This is a genomic window from Robertmurraya sp. DFI.2.37 (assembly GCF_029211245.1).
GTDB classification, from domain to species: domain Bacteria; phylum Bacillota; class Bacilli; order Bacillales; family Cytobacillaceae; genus Robertmurraya; species Robertmurraya methanolica_A.
In genome coordinates this window covers 140,687-158,013 of sequence record NZ_JARGEJ010000005.1, presented here as the reverse complement: position 1 = coordinate 158,013, position 17,327 = coordinate 140,687, and the positions used below count along the sequence as shown (strand labels likewise).

Here is a 17,327-nt window from a genome sequence, read left to right as displayed (position 1 = left end):
TAATTTTTTGAATTCGATAGTCATGTACCTTAGACGTTAATGCCCCACAATTCACGCAGGAATGTTCTTTTACAGGCATCTCCACATAGAAACAATACTTACCCTCTACTATTTCTGTCTTCTTAATATCACTTCTTCAAATCCAGGTAAAAATATGTTAGAATTCATCATGCACGTATCCCCACTCTATACTTGTTTCTCGACAATTCAAGTATAAATGAATGAGTGATATCGTGCTCTTTTTTTTGCACAGTAATTGCGTAATAACCCCAACAAATATTATAGAACCATTTTTATAAGTTAATCAAAAAACTTATATAAAACAAAAACAGGCCCAAACCCTTGATACAAAAGGATTTGAACCTGCTTTAATGATGACCTGTGAGGGACTTGAACCCCCGACCCCCACCCTGTCAAGGTGATGCTCTCCCAGCTGAGCTAACAGATCGTTTTTTGAAGTATAAATATTATTATACTGATCTATAGTAAATTGTCAATAGAGTTTATTTGCACACAAAAAAGAACATCAGTTCGTTTTTTTGTTGAATAAAGAACATCAGTTCGTATATAATAATAAAGAGAAATGACTCTCACAAAAAAATAATCAATACACCATCATAATTAATCATGATTCTTATAAAGAGCTTAATTACAGAAAGCGGTGATGCCTCATGAATAAATTGTTATCAAAGTCACTAGATGAACAGATTCCTGTTGAAATGATATATATATCTTCTTCAAATCAAATAACGCAGCGGAAAATAATTGTGAAAGAAATCAACGGCTCGACAATTCGAGCATATTGCTTTATGCGAAGGCAAGCGAGATTATTTAAAATTGAGCAGATTTTATCATTAATGCCAGTTAGAACCTTTCATAAAGAAATTAGTTAAAGCAAAAAAGGAAGCTCTCCCATGAGAACTTCCTTTTTGGTTTATTCACTAAACTGTTTCTGGTTTTGCAGTACCTTTGCCTTTAACAAAAAATTGTAAGGCAACAAGGATAAGGAAGATGACAAGTCCTATCATATCAGACATGCCCTCTGGATAAATCAGCAAAATCCCACCGACAATTCCGGCAATTCGCTCTAACCAATGGAGCTTTCTTTGCCAGAAACCAATCACTCCAGAACCAATTGCTGTCATACCGGCAATGGCGGTGAATATAATCCAGATTAAATGATACCAAACTGTATCTATCATCAGCAATTCTGGAGAGAGCACAAACATATATGGAATAATAAAGGCGGCTATCGCCAGTTTTGCTGAATTGACCCCTGTTTTTATCGGTTCTCCGCCTGAAACCCCTGCGGCTGCAAATGCAGCTAATGCTACTGGAGGAGTGATGTCTGCGACAATCCCGAAATAGAAAACGAATAAGTGCGCAGATAAATCTGGTACCCCTAGCAAAATAATAGCAGGAGCTGCAATCGTCGAAGTAATGACATAGTTTGCTGTTGTTGGCGAGCCCATTCCAAGAATAATACAAGCTACCATTGTCAGCATCAACGTTGGGATCAATGCCCCGCCTGCCAAATCTAATAAACCGTTGGCAAGCTTTAAGCCTAGGCCTGTTTTTGTAACGACCCCTACGATAATCCCTGCAGCTGCAGTGGCAGCAGCAACGCCGAGTGCGGTACGAGCACCATCAACTAACGCATCAATTATATCTTTAAAACCGATTCTCGTTTCCTTGCGAATGGCACTGACTAAAATCGTAATCACGATCGCCCATAAAGCAGCACGTGTTACACTCATCCCTGACATTAACAAGACAATAACAGCGAGTATTGGTGTTAATAAATAAATCTTTTTTAACACTTCTTTACGATTCGGCATTTCTTCTTTTTTTAATCCACGTAAACCAACACGCTTCGCTTCAAAGTGTGTCATAATCCAAATGCCTGTGAAATATAATAATGCTGGGATGGCAGCTGCTTTAGCAATTTCCCAATAGGTAATTCCACCGATAAATTCGACCATTAAGAAAGCGGCCGCACCCATAATCGGCGGCATTAACTGACCACCTGTTGAAGCAGCGGCTTCAACTCCTCCTGCAAATTCCTTCTTATAGCCAAGCTTTTTCATCATTGGAATCGTAAATGATCCAGAAGTAACAACGTTTGCGACCGAACTTCCACTGATCGTTCCTTGTAAGGCGCTTGAGAAAATCGCAACTTTTGCTGGTCCTCCCGTTGCCTTTCCAGCTAAAGTGACAGCAAGATCATTAAAATACTGACCGACACCGGTTTTCACTAAGAAAGCACCGAATAAGAGAAATAGGAAAATGAACGTTGCCGATACTCCTAATGGCGTTCCCAAAATACCTTCCGTCGTATAAAACATCGTTTGAATTAAACGTTCCGGAGATAAGCCTCTATGTGCTAAAAAGCCTGGCAGTTGCGGGCCGTATAAGGCATACAAAAGGAAGAGCGACGCAATGATCGTTATCGGCAATCCTACCGCACGTCTCGTTGCTTCCAAAACTAATAAGATCGCTGCAACACCAACATAGAAATCAAGTTCAGTGATGACTCCCACTCTCGAGACTAAATCATCAATCATTAGCGGCCAGTAGGCACCAACACCTATAGCAGCAAGCGCTAAACAGATATCGTACCATGCTGGCTTTGTTTGACTACCACGATTCTTCCTTCTAGCTGGAAAAAGAAGGAAAATCAAAGACAAAGCAAACCCCAAATGAATCGAACGTTGTAATTGGGCTGTTAATACACCAAAGATCCCGGTATACAATTGGAATAAGGAAAAGGATAATAACCCTAGAAAAACGATCCAGCCAAAAATTCCTTTTAGACTTCTCGTATTAGCTTCAGGATCGTATTTTTCTAGCAACTTCTGCTGTTCTTCCTGTGATAATGTTTCTTCATTATGTTTCAACGATGTTCACTCCTTTCAATTGCTGAATGATGCTCAGCTTCCTCGCTTTTATTCGTACCCATGTTCCTGGCTCTATATAGTTAGAAAGCAAATATTCATTCGATAAAAATATGACCTTATGATTAGCCCGAACCTGTCCAATGCGAAGATCAATATGCGGAAATGTTCGCTTCATATTTTTAATGTAATATTTTCCATCCAGCTCCTCAAAAGTCTCTCCTTCTGAAGCATCCGACGGCATGCCGATAGCAAAATCTTCAAACATTAACTCATATTGTTGAATATTGCCATTTTTTATAATTTTATAACTTTCTAAAACGTCAGAAAGATGGATCGAATGAGTATATTTAATTTTAAACGTCTGTTCCTTTTTTAAAGGGATGTAGGCAAGCACATTCTCGCTATTTTGGTATTCAAAAACGAGCGCCTGCTTCAATGGAATGAATACAACAATGGTGATGAATAATAAAATGAGGGGTACTAAAAAGATGATACCTTTTCTATGTTTCATTTTCACGTAAACCCCACCTAGGAAATGGTGTCCTTCTTTTTGCAAAAAACAATCTTTAAAAGATAAGTTGACCGGCTAAAAAACCTCAGCGAGGTTATACAGCCGGTCATTTTTGCCATTATTTAAAGCTGCTAAACAAAACCCTATTTAGCTTTAGTACCCTTTTTCATCGAAGTACTTTTGAGCACCTGGATGAATTTCAATGCCAGTACCTTCTTTTGCTTTAGCAGGATCAATAACTTCTCCTTTTGCATGCTGAACTTTATCTAAGTTTTCAAAGATTGCCTTTGTGATTTCATATACAGCATCTTCAGAAAGACTATCGACAACTGCTAGCATCGCTGAAACGGCAACAGTTGGTACAGCATCAGCTAAACCGTAAGTTCCAGCTGGAATTTCATCCTGAACATAGTATGGATACTTATCCATTAATGCATCGATCTTGTCTTGCTCAAGTGGTACAACGACAACATCTGCAGTAGCGGATAAGCCTTCAACTGCTCCAGCAGGTGAACCTGCTGTAACGAAAGCTGCATCAATCGCACCGTCTTGAATACCGTCAGTAGATTCAGCAAAGTCAAGATCTTGCTTTTGAATATCGTCAAGAGTTAACCCATGCACTTCAAGAATTTGCTCTGCATTCAATGCAGTTCCTGAACCAGGAGCACCGATTGAAACTTTCTTTCCTTTTAAATCCTCAACCGATTTAATGCCTGTTTTTGCAGTAGTAACAATGTGAATGGTTTCAGGGTATAATGTACCAATTGCTTGGACATTTTCGACCGCATTTCCTTCGAACATGGCTTTTCCTTCTTTTGCATAAGAAGCGATATCTGTTTGCGTGAATGCAATTTCTGCATCACCATTTTTTAAAGTAGTCATGTTTTCCGCAGAAGCACCAGATGTTTCAGAGTTTGCTTGAATACCTGTTTCATCCTGAATAATACTAGCAAACGCACCACCTAGTGGATAATATGTACCACCAGTTCCACCTGTTAAAATGCTGATGAAATCTGGAAGATCAGCAGTCTCTTCTCCAGCCTGATCACTTGAATCATTTCCACCCGTATCAGCGTCATTGCCCTCTTCACTGTCTCCACCACCACATGCGGCTAAGAACATTGATAACGCCAACATTAAAACGGTTAGTAAAAGAAAATGTTTCTTTTTCATTCGTTTTCCCCCTTGTGTTTATTAGAGTTAATCGATACTATTTTATCACAGGATTATCTCTTATTGTCAACTTTATAGTGTACTCCCATCTTTACTCAGCTCTTAAAATCAAGTGTTTGCTAGAATTAAATCGGTGCAAAAAACGTTGTCAGATAGCAATTTCTACCATTACGGAGCACGGATTTTTACTTTTCATACTCTTCAAAAAAATTTATTTTAATCCTTTTTTGAAGATTCATTTTTCTTACAGTGTAATCTCATAGTCTTTACATTTTTAATCATGATTGTACATCAACTAAGTCATTTAAAAATGTTTTTCTAAATCTCCTATGGTACAATCTTTTGTAATTAGCCTAAAGCATAAATGCAAGGAGGGATTCGCATGGAATTTTCAAAAGGACGCATTACGGAATATCCGTTTGCAAGCAAAGAGTTAAATGAAAACATTCCAATACTAGTTTATTTGCCGGCTTCATACTCCCCTTTGTATAAGTACACATTAGTCATTGCTCAAGATGGCAGAGATTATTTTCAACTCGGTCGAATTGGAAGAACAACCGATGAATTGATTAATGGTGGTGAAATTGAAAATATCATAATTATCGGAGTTCCATACAAGGACGTGAAGGATCGCCGCTCGAAATATCATCCGCAAGGAAGTCAACATCAAGCATACATACGCTTTCTTGCTAAGGAGCTTGTTCCTTTTCTCGAGCAACACTTTCCAACTTATCAAATGGGCTTAGGAAGAGCTTTAATTGGAGATTCGTTGGCTGCTACAGTTTCATTAAAAGCAGCATTACAATTTCCTCATACCTTCGGCAAGGTGATTTTACAATCACCTTTTGTAAACAATGAAATCATCGATGATGTTGCAGCGTTTGAACAACCCCATTTACTTTCAATCTATCATGTAATTGGAAAGCAGGAAACAGAGGTAAAAACAACGGCTGACAAAATTGAAGATTTCCTTACACCTAACCGGGAGCTAAATATTGTAATGGAAAGCAAAGCATTCCCCTATTTTTATGAGGAATTCGAAGGAATTCATACATGGACATATTGGCAGCCTGATCTCAAACGCGCCTTAAAAAAGATGTTTCCAAAATAGTCAATCACGCTCATTTTACATATCAAAATGATCTAATAGAGAAATAAAATCCATTATTTGCTATAATGGAAATACAAGCGTTTACAAAAATTGGACACAAGCTATTGTTTATCTGTTCTGTTCATATGTAGAAATAAAAAATTAAACATTTGGAGGTTATACAATGAAATACGGAATTGTTATTTTCCCATCCAAAGCCTTACAAGACAAAGCGAATTCCTTTCGAAAAAGATATGATCCACATTATGCCCTCATTCCCCCACACATCACATTAAAAAGTACTTTTGAAGTGAATGATGTGGATATTAAAGATATCGCAGACCAATTACATCAAATTGCTCAACGATTTTCACCTTTTCAAATTAACGTAACGAAGTTTAGTTCATTCCAGCCTGTTAATAATGTCATTTATATGAAGATTATTCCTGAGCCGGAAATCGTTGATTTACATGAAGCAGTAGATGCGGTTATTGCTGATAGTCCATCTGAATATGCCTTTGTTCCCCACATCACAGTTGGACAAAACCTTTCAAATGATGAGCATTCAGATGTTTATAGTTCATTAAGACTGCAAGAAGTTAATCATGAAGAAACCATTGATCGATTCCACTTGCTTTACCAACTTGATAATGGTTCCTGGACTGTATATGAAACATTTCGCTTAAGAAAGGAATAGAGAAACTTGAATCTTATAACTGTAACTACTAATGAACAACTTGAAGAAGTCTATCGTGTTCGAAAAATTGTCTTTGTTGATGAACAGCATGTACCTTTAGAAGAAGAAATCGACAATCTTGAAGAAGAGTCGACACATTTTCTTTTGCAAGACGAAGAACAGTCAGTCGGTGCTGGACGTTTTCGTGTTGTTGACAGCTATGGAAAAGTTGAAAGAATTTGTGTTTTAAAGCATAAACGGAAAAGTGGTGCAGGACGAGCGATTATGGAAGGCATCGAAGCGTTCGCCAAAAAAGAAGGCATTAAGAAGCTAAAGCTAAATGCTCAAACCCATGCTATCCCATTTTATGAAGGCTTAGGATATAAAGTTGCCTCAGAGGAATTTCTTGATGCTGGAATTCCCCACAAAACAATGATTAAGCAGTTATAAAGGGCGATTGGAAAAAAAGAGACTCCTCTCTTTCACTTGAACGGGTTAAAAGGGTTAACTTTAAGAGCAGTGTGTATAAATTGCTGCTATAATGGGAGTGTTAAACTCTTAAAAACTCGAGAAAGATCATTTTCTCCTGCATTGCAACCGAAAAAAAGGAGAGCTAAGAGGCAATTTCGTTTTATTAGAAAAGGCAAACGCTCCTTACATATGTGGAAGGCTTCGCATTGTCACAGGAAATGCTGATGAAATAATCATATGATCCAACTTAAACATTCTTATTCAAGAAAAAGGGGCATGCGAGAAGATTCTCTCGATGCCCTTTTCAATACAAAAGTTATTCAACATACTTTTTAAGTAACGGCAAATATTTAACCACGCCCCTTCCCATACTAAGAAATAATTACTACTGGGGAATGAGGGTTAATTATGGACGAATATTTACAAATTCTAATTGAGCTGATTTTTGGATATATAGCTTTATTTGCTTTAACGAAGATTATGGGGAAAACGCAGATTACGCAAATTACACCATTCGATTTTATCTCTGCTTTAATTTTAGGAGAGTTAGTTGGTAATGCTATCTATGATAATGACATTACATTTCAAAAGGTCATTTATGCGGTCGTCATTTGGGGACTTCTTATTTTTATTACTGAAATCTTAACACAGAAAAAGAAAGGGCTGCGCAAGCTTTTAGAAGGTAAACCCTCAATCGTTATTCGCAAAGGGAAAATTGATTACGAAATGCTGAAAAAGGCACGTTTGGACATTAACCAGCTTCAGCACCTCCTTAGATCAAGAGGAATCTTTTCGATCCGAGAATGTGAGTATGCCATTTTAGAAACAGACGGTTCAATTAGCGTCTTAAGAAAGTCTAGCTATGAACATGTAACGATACGTGATCTTAATCTTCCTCGTTCAGCTGTTAAGCTACCGGTTACCTTAATACTGGACGGAGAAATCGAAGCTGATAACCTCCATTTTATTAAATGGAATGAGGAAATGCTTTATAATGAAATGAAAAAATTCGGCATCGATTCTGAAAAGGATGTTCTCTATGCTGAATGGAGAGAAGGTGAAGAATTACTTATTCAAACATATTAACTTTTCCTAGACAACTTCATTAAAATAACGGCCCTTTCCAGTAATTTCACTATAGATTTCTTCAATCATATATTTTCGATCCAGCTCCTGAACTGTGGAGCTTTTTTTATTGATCCTCCGCTCATCCTGTGGCAATTTCGCCATCCTTTCTCCATTTATCATGCCTGCTGCCCGCCTTGTTCTTTCGATAGGGAAAATTTGAAACGGATCATACTTGTTTTTTAATTCTCGATCAGCGTAATGATGATATTGATTATTTGTTGTCGGAGGAATATAGCCCATGCTAACCACCTCTTTAAAAAATTTAATTAACGAAAACCTCTTTAGAATATATATACGATTTGGTATGATAAATTTTGTCTGTACCAATAAAGAAACATCCATTTTAGACAAGAGAGAGCAATTAAGGGGAACATGATGAAAACAGCTGTATTAGAAAACAACGTAATCAACATAGAGCAATTAAATAGAGAACATTTTCATTCGATTCATGATGAAGGAAAAAAAGGGAAGCTTCGTTGTTCGGTTTGTGGAGAGCCTGTTCGCGTCTACTTAGGCATTGAACAGCAGCCTCATTTTTTTCATATGACAAAAAAAGCTAATTGTCAGGAGCACGAATTTGAGCTAGAGCACTCCTCTAAAGAAGAAGTAGAATACGTAGAACGAAATGGCTTCAAAATCCCAGTTTCTCGCACCATTACAACAGCAAAACACAGCACTGAATTCAAACCTCCACAATCAGTGAAACAAGCACCACCATTTATAAGAACGAACAAGTTGGAAGCGAAAGCTTACAGTCCCTATATACAAGCCTTGAAGGAATCTGGTTTTTCCTTAGATGCCAATCAATTGGAAGCTGCTACTCAAACTGAAGGTCCTTTGCTCGTCCTTGCAGGCGCAGGCAGTGGAAAAACACGGGTGCTGACAGCACGGACGGCTTATATGATTCAAGAGAAAAACGTCGATCCCCGCTCCATTATGCTCGTCACCTTTACAGCTAAAGCAGCTCAAGAAATGAAAGATCGATTACATCAATACCCTGGGATGAAACAGCAGCACATTCAACAGTTATTAGTCGGTACTTTTCATAGCATTTTTTATCGAATTTTATCCTTCCATGAGCGGAGTAAATGGAGTTCTGATCGATTATTAAAAAAAGAGTGGCAAAAAGAACAAATTATCAAATTAGGTGGTAAAGAGTTAGAGTTGGATGAGAAGGAGTTTGCTTATGATTTGGCACTGCAACAAATTGGTTTATGGAAAAATTCATTGATCCTTCCTTCTCAAATTAAACCTGAAACTCCTTGGGAGGAAAAGGTCGCTTATCTCTTTCAATATTATGAAAAAGCAAAACAGGACAAAGGTTTATTTGACTTTGATGACATGCTCCTTGGCTGCTACCAGCTTTTTCAAGAGAACCCTTCCCTTCTTGAAAATTACCAAAAGCGATTCCGTTATTTTCTTATTGATGAGTTTCAAGATATCAATAAAGTTCAATACGAATTAATTCGCATGCTGTCAGCTTCAAGTCATATTTGTGCAGTTGGGGATGATGATCAATCTATATATTCATTTCGAGGTAGTGACCCACAATACCTGCTAGAATTTGAAAAAGATTTTCCAAATTCAAAATTAGTCGTTTTAAATGAAAATTACCGTTCAAGCCATGAAATTGTGACGACCGCTAATTCAATTATTAAAAAGAATAAAGAACGTAGAACAAAGGAAATGCACGCGCAATTTTCTACTGGATTTTCACCTATCCTCTTCTTCCCCTATGATGAAGAAGAGGAAGCAACCATGATCGTTCAAGATATACAGGAGAAACTTGAAAAAGGTTATGCGCCCTCCGATTTTGCGATTTTATTTCGGACAAATACAAGTAGCAGAGCCATTTTTGAGCGGTTAACCAACTCTAGTCTCCCTTTTAAAATTGATCAAGATGTTGAGTCGTTTTATGAACGCTTTGTCGTTAAAGGCATGCTTTCATTTCTAAGACTTTCGCTGAATGAAGAGGATCAAGAAGCAATACGCTCGATCCTTCCCGTGTTATTTGTGAAAAATAACGTCCTGCAGGATTTAAAAGCCGACAGTATTCTTAATGATCGTTCATTACTTGAATGTGTCAGCCAGTTGAAAACCGGTTTTGCTTTTCAAGAAAAAAAGCTAAAAAAGTTAGTTCCTATTATTCGTTCATTGCGTCAGCTCTCGCCAGTTACAGCAATGGATATTGTAGAGAAAGAATTAGGGTACGGAGACTTTATAAAGAAAAGAGGGAACGAGGGCAACAAGCTGGATAAAGGCTCTGACGATATTCGAGATTTAAAAGTGGCAGCGCGAGGCTTCAAAACGATTCTTGAATTTTTAGATCATGTTAGTCATATGACAGCGATGAATAAAGAAATGAAAAAGCTTAGTAAAACGCTCGATAATGCCTTAACATTAAGTACAATTCATCGTTCAAAAGGGTTGGAATATAAAATTGTGTACGTCGTAAGTACCGTAGATGGCAGCTTACCACACGATTTTGCACTAGATTCTTACCGTAATGGTGACATTTTTCCATTAGAGGAGGAAAGAAGATTACTATATGTTGCCATTACAAGAGCGATGGAGCAATTATACCTATCAATTCCACAAAAACGACGAGGCAAAACGGCTCACCCTTCTCGCTTTTTAAGTCCTATAAAAGAACCATAGCGCAAGAGCCTTGCTCATCGCCGTACATAACTGGAGAAGCCTGTTCTTTCGATAATAGGGCCATTCTTGGTTGGCCTATCGTAGGGAGAAGACCTGAAGTTTGTTAGACTCTGGCTGCTTGCGCTAAACAAAGTTCCACTCATTTAAAGAGTTATATACAACTCCGAAATCATTTTAGTTCGAATTGTTCCGACTAGGATGGAACGTAGAACTTCTTCTTGCTAATCGAAACGATGACTACAGCATTTTTTATCTTAAGGAATTTGAGATTAGTTCGGAAATAGGCAGCATTTCCTAAAATAATGAAAGAGCATCCCTAACGGCTGCTCTTTCATTATTTTCGAGATAAACTCACTATTCATTAGTAAATCCCTGTAATCGACTTCACTGTACCGCCATATACTTTACAACTTTGCAATTTTCCCCTGATTTTATGAAGAAGTCAATTTATTATCATCTAAAGAACATTCTTCAGAAACTTGATGTGGTAGCTTTTCAACTACCGATAGGGTTCCGAAAGTTGTTGACATTTTTCCATTCAAAGAGGATCCAAATATTGGACGCCCCTTCATGAAAGCTATTTCTTATTTAGCATTTTTGAAATGGTGTTGAAATCAAGCTGCTTCCCATCACTAACAATGGACTTGACGATTTTATCTTCCGTTTCCTTGTTAACAGGCTTGTTAGCAATTTGTGATACCCTTCTGATCACGTTGCGCACCGTTCTTTCGTCCTTGAAATTTGCCCCTTGTAATGAGTTAGCCAAATCAAAAACATCCTTCATATTTACTCCTGTTTTCTTCTCGATATTTTTAAAGAATTGATTATCCATTTTGTGAAACTACGCCTCCTTTTTAAGCTACTTACATTTTATGAATGTAGCTCCTGAAGGGTGATATGAAAAGCGAAAGAAAGGCGTTTTTCATAGTTTTATAGATTTCACAATAATCGAAAAAGCTATTGTTACTTAATAATCCAACCTCCGTCGACTAGAATGTCGCTTCCCGTCATATAAGATGCCTCTTCTGAAGCGGCAAAAACAATGACATTCGCAATTTCCGAAGCTTTGCCAATCCTCCCTAAAGCGGTATTTTCTTCAATCATTTTTACAAATTTTTCACTTTGCAAACCTTTTTCAGTTAACGGCGTATCAACAAATCCAGGAGATACAGAATTGACACGAATACCATAGGGTGCCAGCTCTAGAGCCAGTGATCTTGTAAAATTAATCACTCCCGCTTTTGCGGCGCTATAATGAGGAATAAGCGCCCCTGCATGATGTCCAGATAGTGAAGCAACGTTTACGATAGCACGTCCCTGCCTCCTATTTTCCTCTTTTGCCTGTAAAACCATTAAATGGCCCAGCATTTTCGAAACAAGGAAAACACTCCGTAAATTCGCACTCTGAATATCGTCCCATTCCCCCTCTGAAGTTTCTAGTATTTTCGAGCTTTGGGAACTGCCCGCATTGTTTACTAGAATATGTAGATCACCAAAATGTAAACGGATATAGTCGGAAAGCTCTTGAACATCTTCCTCATCGGTCACATCTGCTTGAAAAATTTCAGCCATGGGGATTTTTTTAGTCTTATTAATCTCGTTTGCAACCGCTTCCAGTTTTGGTTTCCGTCTTCCTACCAACACCACCTTTGCCCCTTCTCGTGCAAGCCTTATTGCCACCTCTCTGCCTATCCCACTACCTGCCCCTGTAATTAAGGCAATCCTCTGAGCAAACCTCATTTTATCTACATCCCTTCCACACTATATCATCACTTTACATTATGCAACAAAACCCAGAAAATTCATAATATTCAATCCTATCGTTGCAAAAGAAATGCCGTTCTTTGCAAACGGCATTTCTTTCACGTCATTAATAGAAGCTAGCGCCTACAATAATTAATAGGATAAACAACACAACGATTAATACGAAGGTTGATCCGCCATAGCCAGCGCCTCCATAGCCGTAGCCACCATAACCTCCAAAGCCACATCCGAAGCCCATCTATGTCACCTCACTTTATACGGTCTCACTAGTAACATATGTACGGGTTCCAAAAAGTGTATAGGCTGTTTAATAGATTCCGCAAATGCATATACTCATCCTTTTGGTTTAAAAAGCAAGGCGCCGATGAATGCAAAAACAATTGCAGCAGAAATTCCTGAACTTGTTACCTCAAACATTCCTGTCAAAACTCCAACTAGGCCATGTTTCTCTGCCTCTTGTAACGCCCCGTGAACAAGGGTATTCCCAAAGTTTGTAATCGGAACAGTCGCCCCAGCTCCGGCAAAATCAGCCAATGGCTCATATAACCCAATGCCATCAAGTATAGCCCCTATAACGACAAGTAGGCTAAGCGTATGGCCTGGTGTTAATTTGGCAACATCAAATAATAATTGCCCAATTACACATATTAAACCACCTACTACAAACGCCCAAAAAAACATTGGCAACAACAAGAAAACCTCCTTATTATTCATTCATTTCGATTGAAACCGCATGTGCAATACATGGGATGCTCTCATTTTGCTGGTATGTTAATGGTGAAAGCAAGGCACCCGTTGCAACAACAAGAACTCTTTTATAAGTCCCTTTTTGCATTTCGTTGAGGATATGACCGTACAATACTGCAGCTGAACAGCCTGCTCCACTCGCCCCTGCTTGAACGGGTTGATCATCCTTATAAATCATCAATCCACAGTCTTGGAATTTTTCCCATTCTATATTCAGACCATTTTTCTGTAAAAGTTCAAAGGTGACTTCCCTGCCAATTTTCGCTAAATCCCCGGTAAGAATTAAGTCATAATAAGAGGGATCTAAGCTTAAGTCATTAAAGTGAGCTGTAATTGTATCAGCTGCAGCAGGTGCCATTGCTCCCCCCATATTGTAGGGATCTGTCATACCTAGATCAATGACCTTTCCGATCGTGGCAGAAGTGGTAACAGGCAACCCTTTTTCATTTTCATTTTTCTTGAGCAGCGCGGCTCCTGCCCCCGTCACTGTCCATTGGGCTGTTGGCGGTTTTTGTCCACCGTATTCTGTAGGGTAACGAAATTGCTTTTCAGTTGCAGCATTGTGGCTTGAAGCTCCCGTTACCACATAATCTGCGCCATTGTAATTAAGAAAAAAAGAGGCCAAAGCAAGTCCTTCCATTGAAGTGGAGCATGCCCCAAAAATACCAATATACGGTAGTTGAATCGTCCTTGCTGCCATACTTGAAGGAGTAATTTGATTAATCAAATCTCCAGCAATAAAGAATTGTATATCGTCCTTTGTTTTATTTCCTTTTTGAATCGCCGTTTTCGCAGCTTCCTCCATTAAGACCCGTTGCGCTTTCTCATACGAATCTTCTCCCATCCATAAATCATCATGGATGATATCAAAATCAGCGACTAATTTTCCGTTCGCCTCAAACGGGCCTACTGATACACCCGTTGAAACAATGACTGGTTTATTTGGAAATATCCAAGACTGCTTTCCCTTGCGCATGATTAGATAACCCCCCATTTGATGAGAAGGACTTTTATTAGGGCAACAACAAAAGCAGAAAAAACGCCGAATAAAATAACAGAACCTGCTAGCTTAAACATATTTCCTCCAACACCTAATACAAAACCCTCTGTTCGATGTTCTATTGCAGCCGAGATAACAGCATTCCCAAAACCTGTAACAGGAACTGCACTGCCAGCTCCAGCAAATTGGCCAATGTGATCATAGACCCCAAATCCAGTTAAAAGCATGGAGATAAAAACCATCGTTGCTACAGTTGGATTACCTGCCGTTTGTTCAGTAAAATTAAAAAAATAAATATAAAAATAGGTGATCGCTTGACCAACGATGCAAAAAAGCCCTCCAACAAAAAACGCCTTAATGCAATTCTTCAATACGGGCCTTTTCACTTCATGTTTTTGTTCCAAGGATTGATATTGTTTTTGTTCTTTTGTTTTCCCCCCCATAGCTGAGGCCTCCTTCAAGTTAGTTCTTTCTTTAATTTGATTATTTCCTGAAGCCTTTTTTCCGCTTTTTCAGTAGAATAAGTTGGATCCTTTAATTTTTCTTCTAACTTTACTGCTTCGAGAAAAATTTTGTAATCACTTGAAACAATAAAGTTTTCTTGTGAATACTTATCCTCAAGTAGCTTCTTGATTTTTTTCTCAATTTTCTTCATGTGAAATCGCTGCATATGCCTTACCTTATAAGCAACAAGAATATCCTCTTTCCCCTTTAATACAGAAACATCGTAAAGCTCCTTAAAACTTTCTACATCTTGTTCAATAGCTCCGATCAAATCCAATTCCTTTTTCGTACTTTTCTCAAGTGAAAGTGGTGCTGGATTTGTCGTTTTTACTAAAGCAAGCCCGCTTTCCTTCGAGCCATCATTGTTACAAGCACATAATAACGTAACGATCACGAAAAAATATGTAATCAATATTTTCCTCATTAATTCCCATCCCCCACCAGCATATATTGTTTTTATTTTCCTCGATTTTGCCTTAATTTATGAATATTAGTGACCTACCAATATTTGTAACAAAAATGGTAACTACAGGCATTTGAAAGCAGCACAGTTTGATGGTTGTAAGCAAGGTTTCACACTGGATAAGCCGAAACTTTACGAAATTATTAAACAACGTCTAACCATAAAAAAAGCCTGCTAAAAAATTAGCAGACCGCTCTTGCTTATATATTATCTTGTTTTTTTCTTTCCACAGCCACAACCTTTTTTTCTTTTCGCCATTTTTGGTTGTTTTTTCATTTTATGATTAGCGCTTGTGCTTTGTATTCTCATGTTTCCCTCTCCCATCTGTTATATTTCATCAACAAGACTTTGGAGCCTAATATGGATGATATGTGAGTATCGTTATGATAATCTATGCAATTTAGAAAATGCCTGTATATGTGCTTTACCCAGTTTGTTTTAGAAAATTAAGAAGGAGCTCATAATAGACGTTGAATGAGCGTTTCCATTATGGCAGCAATACCAGCAACCGCCAAAATAAGTAAAAAAGGAAAAGCAAAAACCGGCCACATTAAATAGAATAAAGATATGGCAGCAGCAGACCAAACGCCCGTACACCAATAACAGCTCAACAATTCACCAATAAAATTTTTTAATAACCCTTCCTTAGGGACATAATACACTTCCTCCTCACCATGTTCATTTACCTCCAATTCTTCATCAAAAAAGGGGGTTCTTATAAATTCTGTAATTTTATCAAATACAAGTAACCGGGTAAGACGAAAGCTAGCCAGTGAAATAATGATCAGTTCCATCCAAGAAATATCCATTTTTTTCATCCTTCATCATGATATTTTCCCGCCTATTTTTAGGAAATAAGGCGTTTGTCCGTTACCCAAATCCCCCCATAACAATATGTTATTAATGTAATATTACTTCTAAGAAAATAAGGAGGAATAACGAATGGGTTGTGGAAAAAAAGACGACGTACAAGGCGTTAGTCGCGGCAACTGTGTATGCGAAGTTGTCCGTGCTATAAAAGACATCCAAGATGCGGCCGAAGATGTTTGTGAGTGCCCTAGTAACTGTTTCCAAGAGCCTCTTGGTTCTTTAATTAAACCGGGTAAAAGACAAAGAGTAGATACTCGTGTATTCGTACTAAAAACAGCTGATGGATCTCCTTTCCATGCATTCTTCAGACATGATGAATGTGCATGCGTATCCATTTTTTTCCGAGTTGAAGAGATCTTTGATAACTGCTGTGCTACGTTACGTGTCATTAAGCCGGTTCAAAACGGTGAAGCAGTAGATTTAACTCATGGTAGCTGCATCGACTTAAGTAAAATTTGTCAAGTAGAAGGCTTTAGATCAACAAATGATTGTATTACTGTTGACTTAAGCTGCTTCTGCGCTATCCAATGTGTTGCTGACGTTGACTTAAACATTTGTGAAGATTAATCAACAAAGCGCCGTATGAATTAAGGCTGAAATTTAGGAGAAGTGTCTAGACTTGAGCTAGACACTTCTTTACTAAAAACAGGGTGATTAAGATCGGTACCTATATAAAAATTGGACATACTGTCCACATTGCCAAAAAATGACTATAGGCCGATCATTCTAATCTCGATTAAATCTTTAATAAGAATCGTTGCCTCTGTCTTATCAAAGAGTTTGACAATCACTTCCCGCTCTTTTTTCTCCTTCAATACTCCTCGCAGCGCTGTATCCTCCGTTTGAAACAAACAAGGAACTGGAGGTAGTTGCCGGGGAAAATGAGATAAATAATCTAGCTTTTCTTCTATATTCATTTCCCTAAAGGGCTTCACTCTTTGAAACGAAAATCCATGCTCATGTCCCTTCGCTTTCCCTTCATAACCTTCGAGTGCTTCTTGAACTTCCTTTTGAGACAATCTTATTTCATCATGATTCGATGCTGTTCCGAAAATTGCTTCCTCTTCTCCAGTAGAAGAACCTTTTTTTCTTTTTCGCTTCTCTAAATTCTTCTCCTCTGTCTGTCTTTGTTGTGATTGAAGTTTCTTCTCAGCTTGTTTTAAGGAGAATGTTTCCTGCATTTTTCCTTGTAAAGATTTATTCTCCTGATGCTGGATAAAGAGTAGAGGATCACGCTTTTTTTGGTCTTTGCTCATATTTGTCACACCTCCACATTCATTTGAATTCACCTTATATGTATGCTTGAACCTTGATTTCGTTTCCAAGATGAGGGTACTTTATGATGACAAATTTCCTTTAAAAACCAGGTAGTTTT

The 17,327-nt window shown here is 38.1% G+C and carries 20 protein-coding genes and 1 tRNA gene; 7 read left to right on the top strand and 14 right to left on the bottom strand.

Annotated features, from left to right (window positions below; genetic code table 11):
- Window positions 1-375: 375 nt before the first annotated feature.
- Window positions 376-448, bottom strand: a tRNA-Val gene (locus tag PZE06_RS04735).
- 223 nt (window positions 449-671) lie between these two features.
- Between PZE06_RS04735 and PZE06_RS04730 the strand changes: the two genes are divergently transcribed.
- Window positions 672-893: a hypothetical protein gene (locus tag PZE06_RS04730; protein WP_150914499.1), complete on the top strand. Its 222-nt coding sequence runs from the start codon at window positions 672-674 to the stop codon at window positions 891-893.
- Between the two features lie 48 nt (window positions 894-941).
- Here PZE06_RS04730 and PZE06_RS04725 read toward each other — a convergent pair whose 3' ends face one another.
- From PZE06_RS04725 to PZE06_RS04715, 3 genes are all read right to left on the bottom strand, one after another.
- Window positions 942-2,897: a TRAP transporter permease gene (locus PZE06_RS04725; RefSeq protein ID WP_150914501.1), complete on the bottom strand. Its 1,956-nt coding sequence runs from the start codon at window positions 2,895-2,897 to the stop codon at window positions 942-944.
- Window positions 2,887-3,408, bottom strand: a complete 522-nt coding sequence (locus tag PZE06_RS04720) for a DUF1850 domain-containing protein (protein WP_150914689.1) — start codon at window positions 3,406-3,408, stop codon at window positions 2,887-2,889. The genes PZE06_RS04725 and PZE06_RS04720 overlap by 11 nt, the downstream gene beginning before the upstream one ends.
- A 153-nt stretch (window positions 3,409-3,561) precedes the next feature.
- On the bottom strand, window positions 3,562-4,581 hold the full coding sequence (locus tag PZE06_RS04715; protein WP_150914503.1) for a TAXI family TRAP transporter solute-binding subunit: 1,020 nt from the start codon (window positions 4,579-4,581) through the stop codon (window positions 3,562-3,564).
- Between the two features lie 382 nt (window positions 4,582-4,963).
- On the opposite strand from PZE06_RS04715, the gene PZE06_RS04710 reads away from it, so the two are divergent.
- The 4 genes from PZE06_RS04710 to PZE06_RS04695 all read left to right on the top strand — a co-directional run bounded on the left by PZE06_RS04710 (window position 4,964) and on the right by PZE06_RS04695 (window position 7,904).
- The gene (locus PZE06_RS04710; RefSeq protein WP_150914505.1) at window positions 4,964-5,692 is read left to right on the top strand and encodes an esterase family protein; all 729 of its coding nucleotides are present in this window, start codon (window positions 4,964-4,966) and stop codon (window positions 5,690-5,692) included.
- A 163-nt stretch (window positions 5,693-5,855) separates the two neighbouring features.
- Window positions 5,856-6,368 (top strand): YjcG family protein, encoded by a 513-nt coding sequence (locus PZE06_RS04705; protein WP_150914507.1) that lies wholly within the window; start codon window positions 5,856-5,858, stop codon window positions 6,366-6,368.
- 6 nt (window positions 6,369-6,374) lie between these two features.
- Window positions 6,375-6,797 carry a GNAT family N-acetyltransferase gene (locus tag PZE06_RS04700; protein WP_150914509.1) on the top strand — a complete coding sequence of 141 codons (423 nt, stop codon included), beginning with the start codon at window positions 6,375-6,377 and terminating at the stop codon, window positions 6,795-6,797.
- A 429-nt stretch (window positions 6,798-7,226) separates the two neighbouring features.
- Window positions 7,227-7,904, top strand: coding sequence for a DUF421 domain-containing protein (locus tag PZE06_RS04695; RefSeq protein WP_150914511.1), 678 nt, complete (start codon window positions 7,227-7,229; stop codon window positions 7,902-7,904).
- Between the two features lie 6 nt (window positions 7,905-7,910).
- Here PZE06_RS04695 and PZE06_RS04690 read toward each other — a convergent pair whose 3' ends face one another.
- Complete coding sequence (locus tag PZE06_RS04690; RefSeq protein WP_150914513.1) at window positions 7,911-8,186, bottom strand: hypothetical protein; 276 nt, start codon at window positions 8,184-8,186, stop codon at window positions 7,911-7,913.
- A gap of 135 nt (window positions 8,187-8,321) precedes the next feature.
- On the opposite strand from PZE06_RS04690, the gene PZE06_RS04685 reads away from it, so the two are divergent.
- Complete coding sequence (locus PZE06_RS04685; RefSeq protein ID WP_150914514.1) at window positions 8,322-10,604, top strand: UvrD-helicase domain-containing protein; 2,283 nt, start codon at window positions 8,322-8,324, stop codon at window positions 10,602-10,604.
- 577 nt (window positions 10,605-11,181) lie between these two features.
- Here the strand turns inward: PZE06_RS04685 and spoVIF are convergent.
- From spoVIF to PZE06_RS04645, 8 genes are all read right to left on the bottom strand, one after another.
- The gene (gene spoVIF, locus PZE06_RS04680; protein WP_095310119.1) at window positions 11,182-11,436 is read right to left on the bottom strand and encodes a sporulation-specific transcription regulator SpoVIF; all 255 of its coding nucleotides are present in this window, start codon (window positions 11,434-11,436) and stop codon (window positions 11,182-11,184) included.
- Window positions 11,437-11,567: 131 nt separating this feature from the next.
- Entirely contained in the window at window positions 11,568-12,344 is a 777-nt protein-coding gene (locus PZE06_RS04675) for an SDR family NAD(P)-dependent oxidoreductase (protein WP_150914516.1), read from the bottom strand.
- Window positions 12,345-12,474: 130 nt separating this feature from the next.
- Complete coding sequence (locus tag PZE06_RS04670; RefSeq protein WP_095310115.1) at window positions 12,475-12,606, bottom strand: YjcZ family sporulation protein; 132 nt, start codon at window positions 12,604-12,606, stop codon at window positions 12,475-12,477.
- Between the two features lie 95 nt (window positions 12,607-12,701).
- Window positions 12,702-13,058 (bottom strand): stage V sporulation protein AE, encoded by a 357-nt coding sequence (gene spoVAE, locus PZE06_RS04665; RefSeq protein WP_150914690.1) that lies wholly within the window; start codon window positions 13,056-13,058, stop codon window positions 12,702-12,704.
- Between the two features lie 16 nt (window positions 13,059-13,074).
- Entirely contained in the window at window positions 13,075-14,091 is a 1,017-nt protein-coding gene (gene spoVAD, locus PZE06_RS04660) for a stage V sporulation protein AD (protein ID WP_150914518.1), read from the bottom strand.
- Between the two features lie 2 nt (window positions 14,092-14,093).
- Window positions 14,094-14,558 (bottom strand): stage V sporulation protein AC, encoded by a 465-nt coding sequence (spoVAC, locus tag PZE06_RS04655; RefSeq protein ID WP_095310109.1) that lies wholly within the window; start codon window positions 14,556-14,558, stop codon window positions 14,094-14,096.
- Between the two features lie 14 nt (window positions 14,559-14,572).
- Window positions 14,573-15,043 (bottom strand): sporulation protein, encoded by a 471-nt coding sequence (locus tag PZE06_RS04650; protein ID WP_150914520.1) that lies wholly within the window; start codon window positions 15,041-15,043, stop codon window positions 14,573-14,575.
- A gap of 497 nt (window positions 15,044-15,540) precedes the next feature.
- Entirely contained in the window at window positions 15,541-15,891 is a 351-nt protein-coding gene (locus PZE06_RS04645) for a DUF1360 domain-containing protein (protein WP_150914522.1), read from the bottom strand.
- Window positions 15,892-16,024: 133 nt separating this feature from the next.
- On the opposite strand from PZE06_RS04645, the gene PZE06_RS04640 reads away from it, so the two are divergent.
- Window positions 16,025-16,519 carry a CotY/CotZ family spore coat protein gene (locus PZE06_RS04640; protein WP_150914524.1) on the top strand — a complete coding sequence of 165 codons (495 nt, stop codon included), beginning with the start codon at window positions 16,025-16,027 and terminating at the stop codon, window positions 16,517-16,519.
- A gap of 143 nt (window positions 16,520-16,662) precedes the next feature.
- Here PZE06_RS04640 and PZE06_RS04635 read toward each other — a convergent pair whose 3' ends face one another.
- Complete coding sequence (locus tag PZE06_RS04635; RefSeq protein ID WP_150914526.1) at window positions 16,663-17,208, bottom strand: CotO family spore coat protein; 546 nt, start codon at window positions 17,206-17,208, stop codon at window positions 16,663-16,665.
- Window positions 17,209-17,327 lie beyond the last annotated feature (119 nt).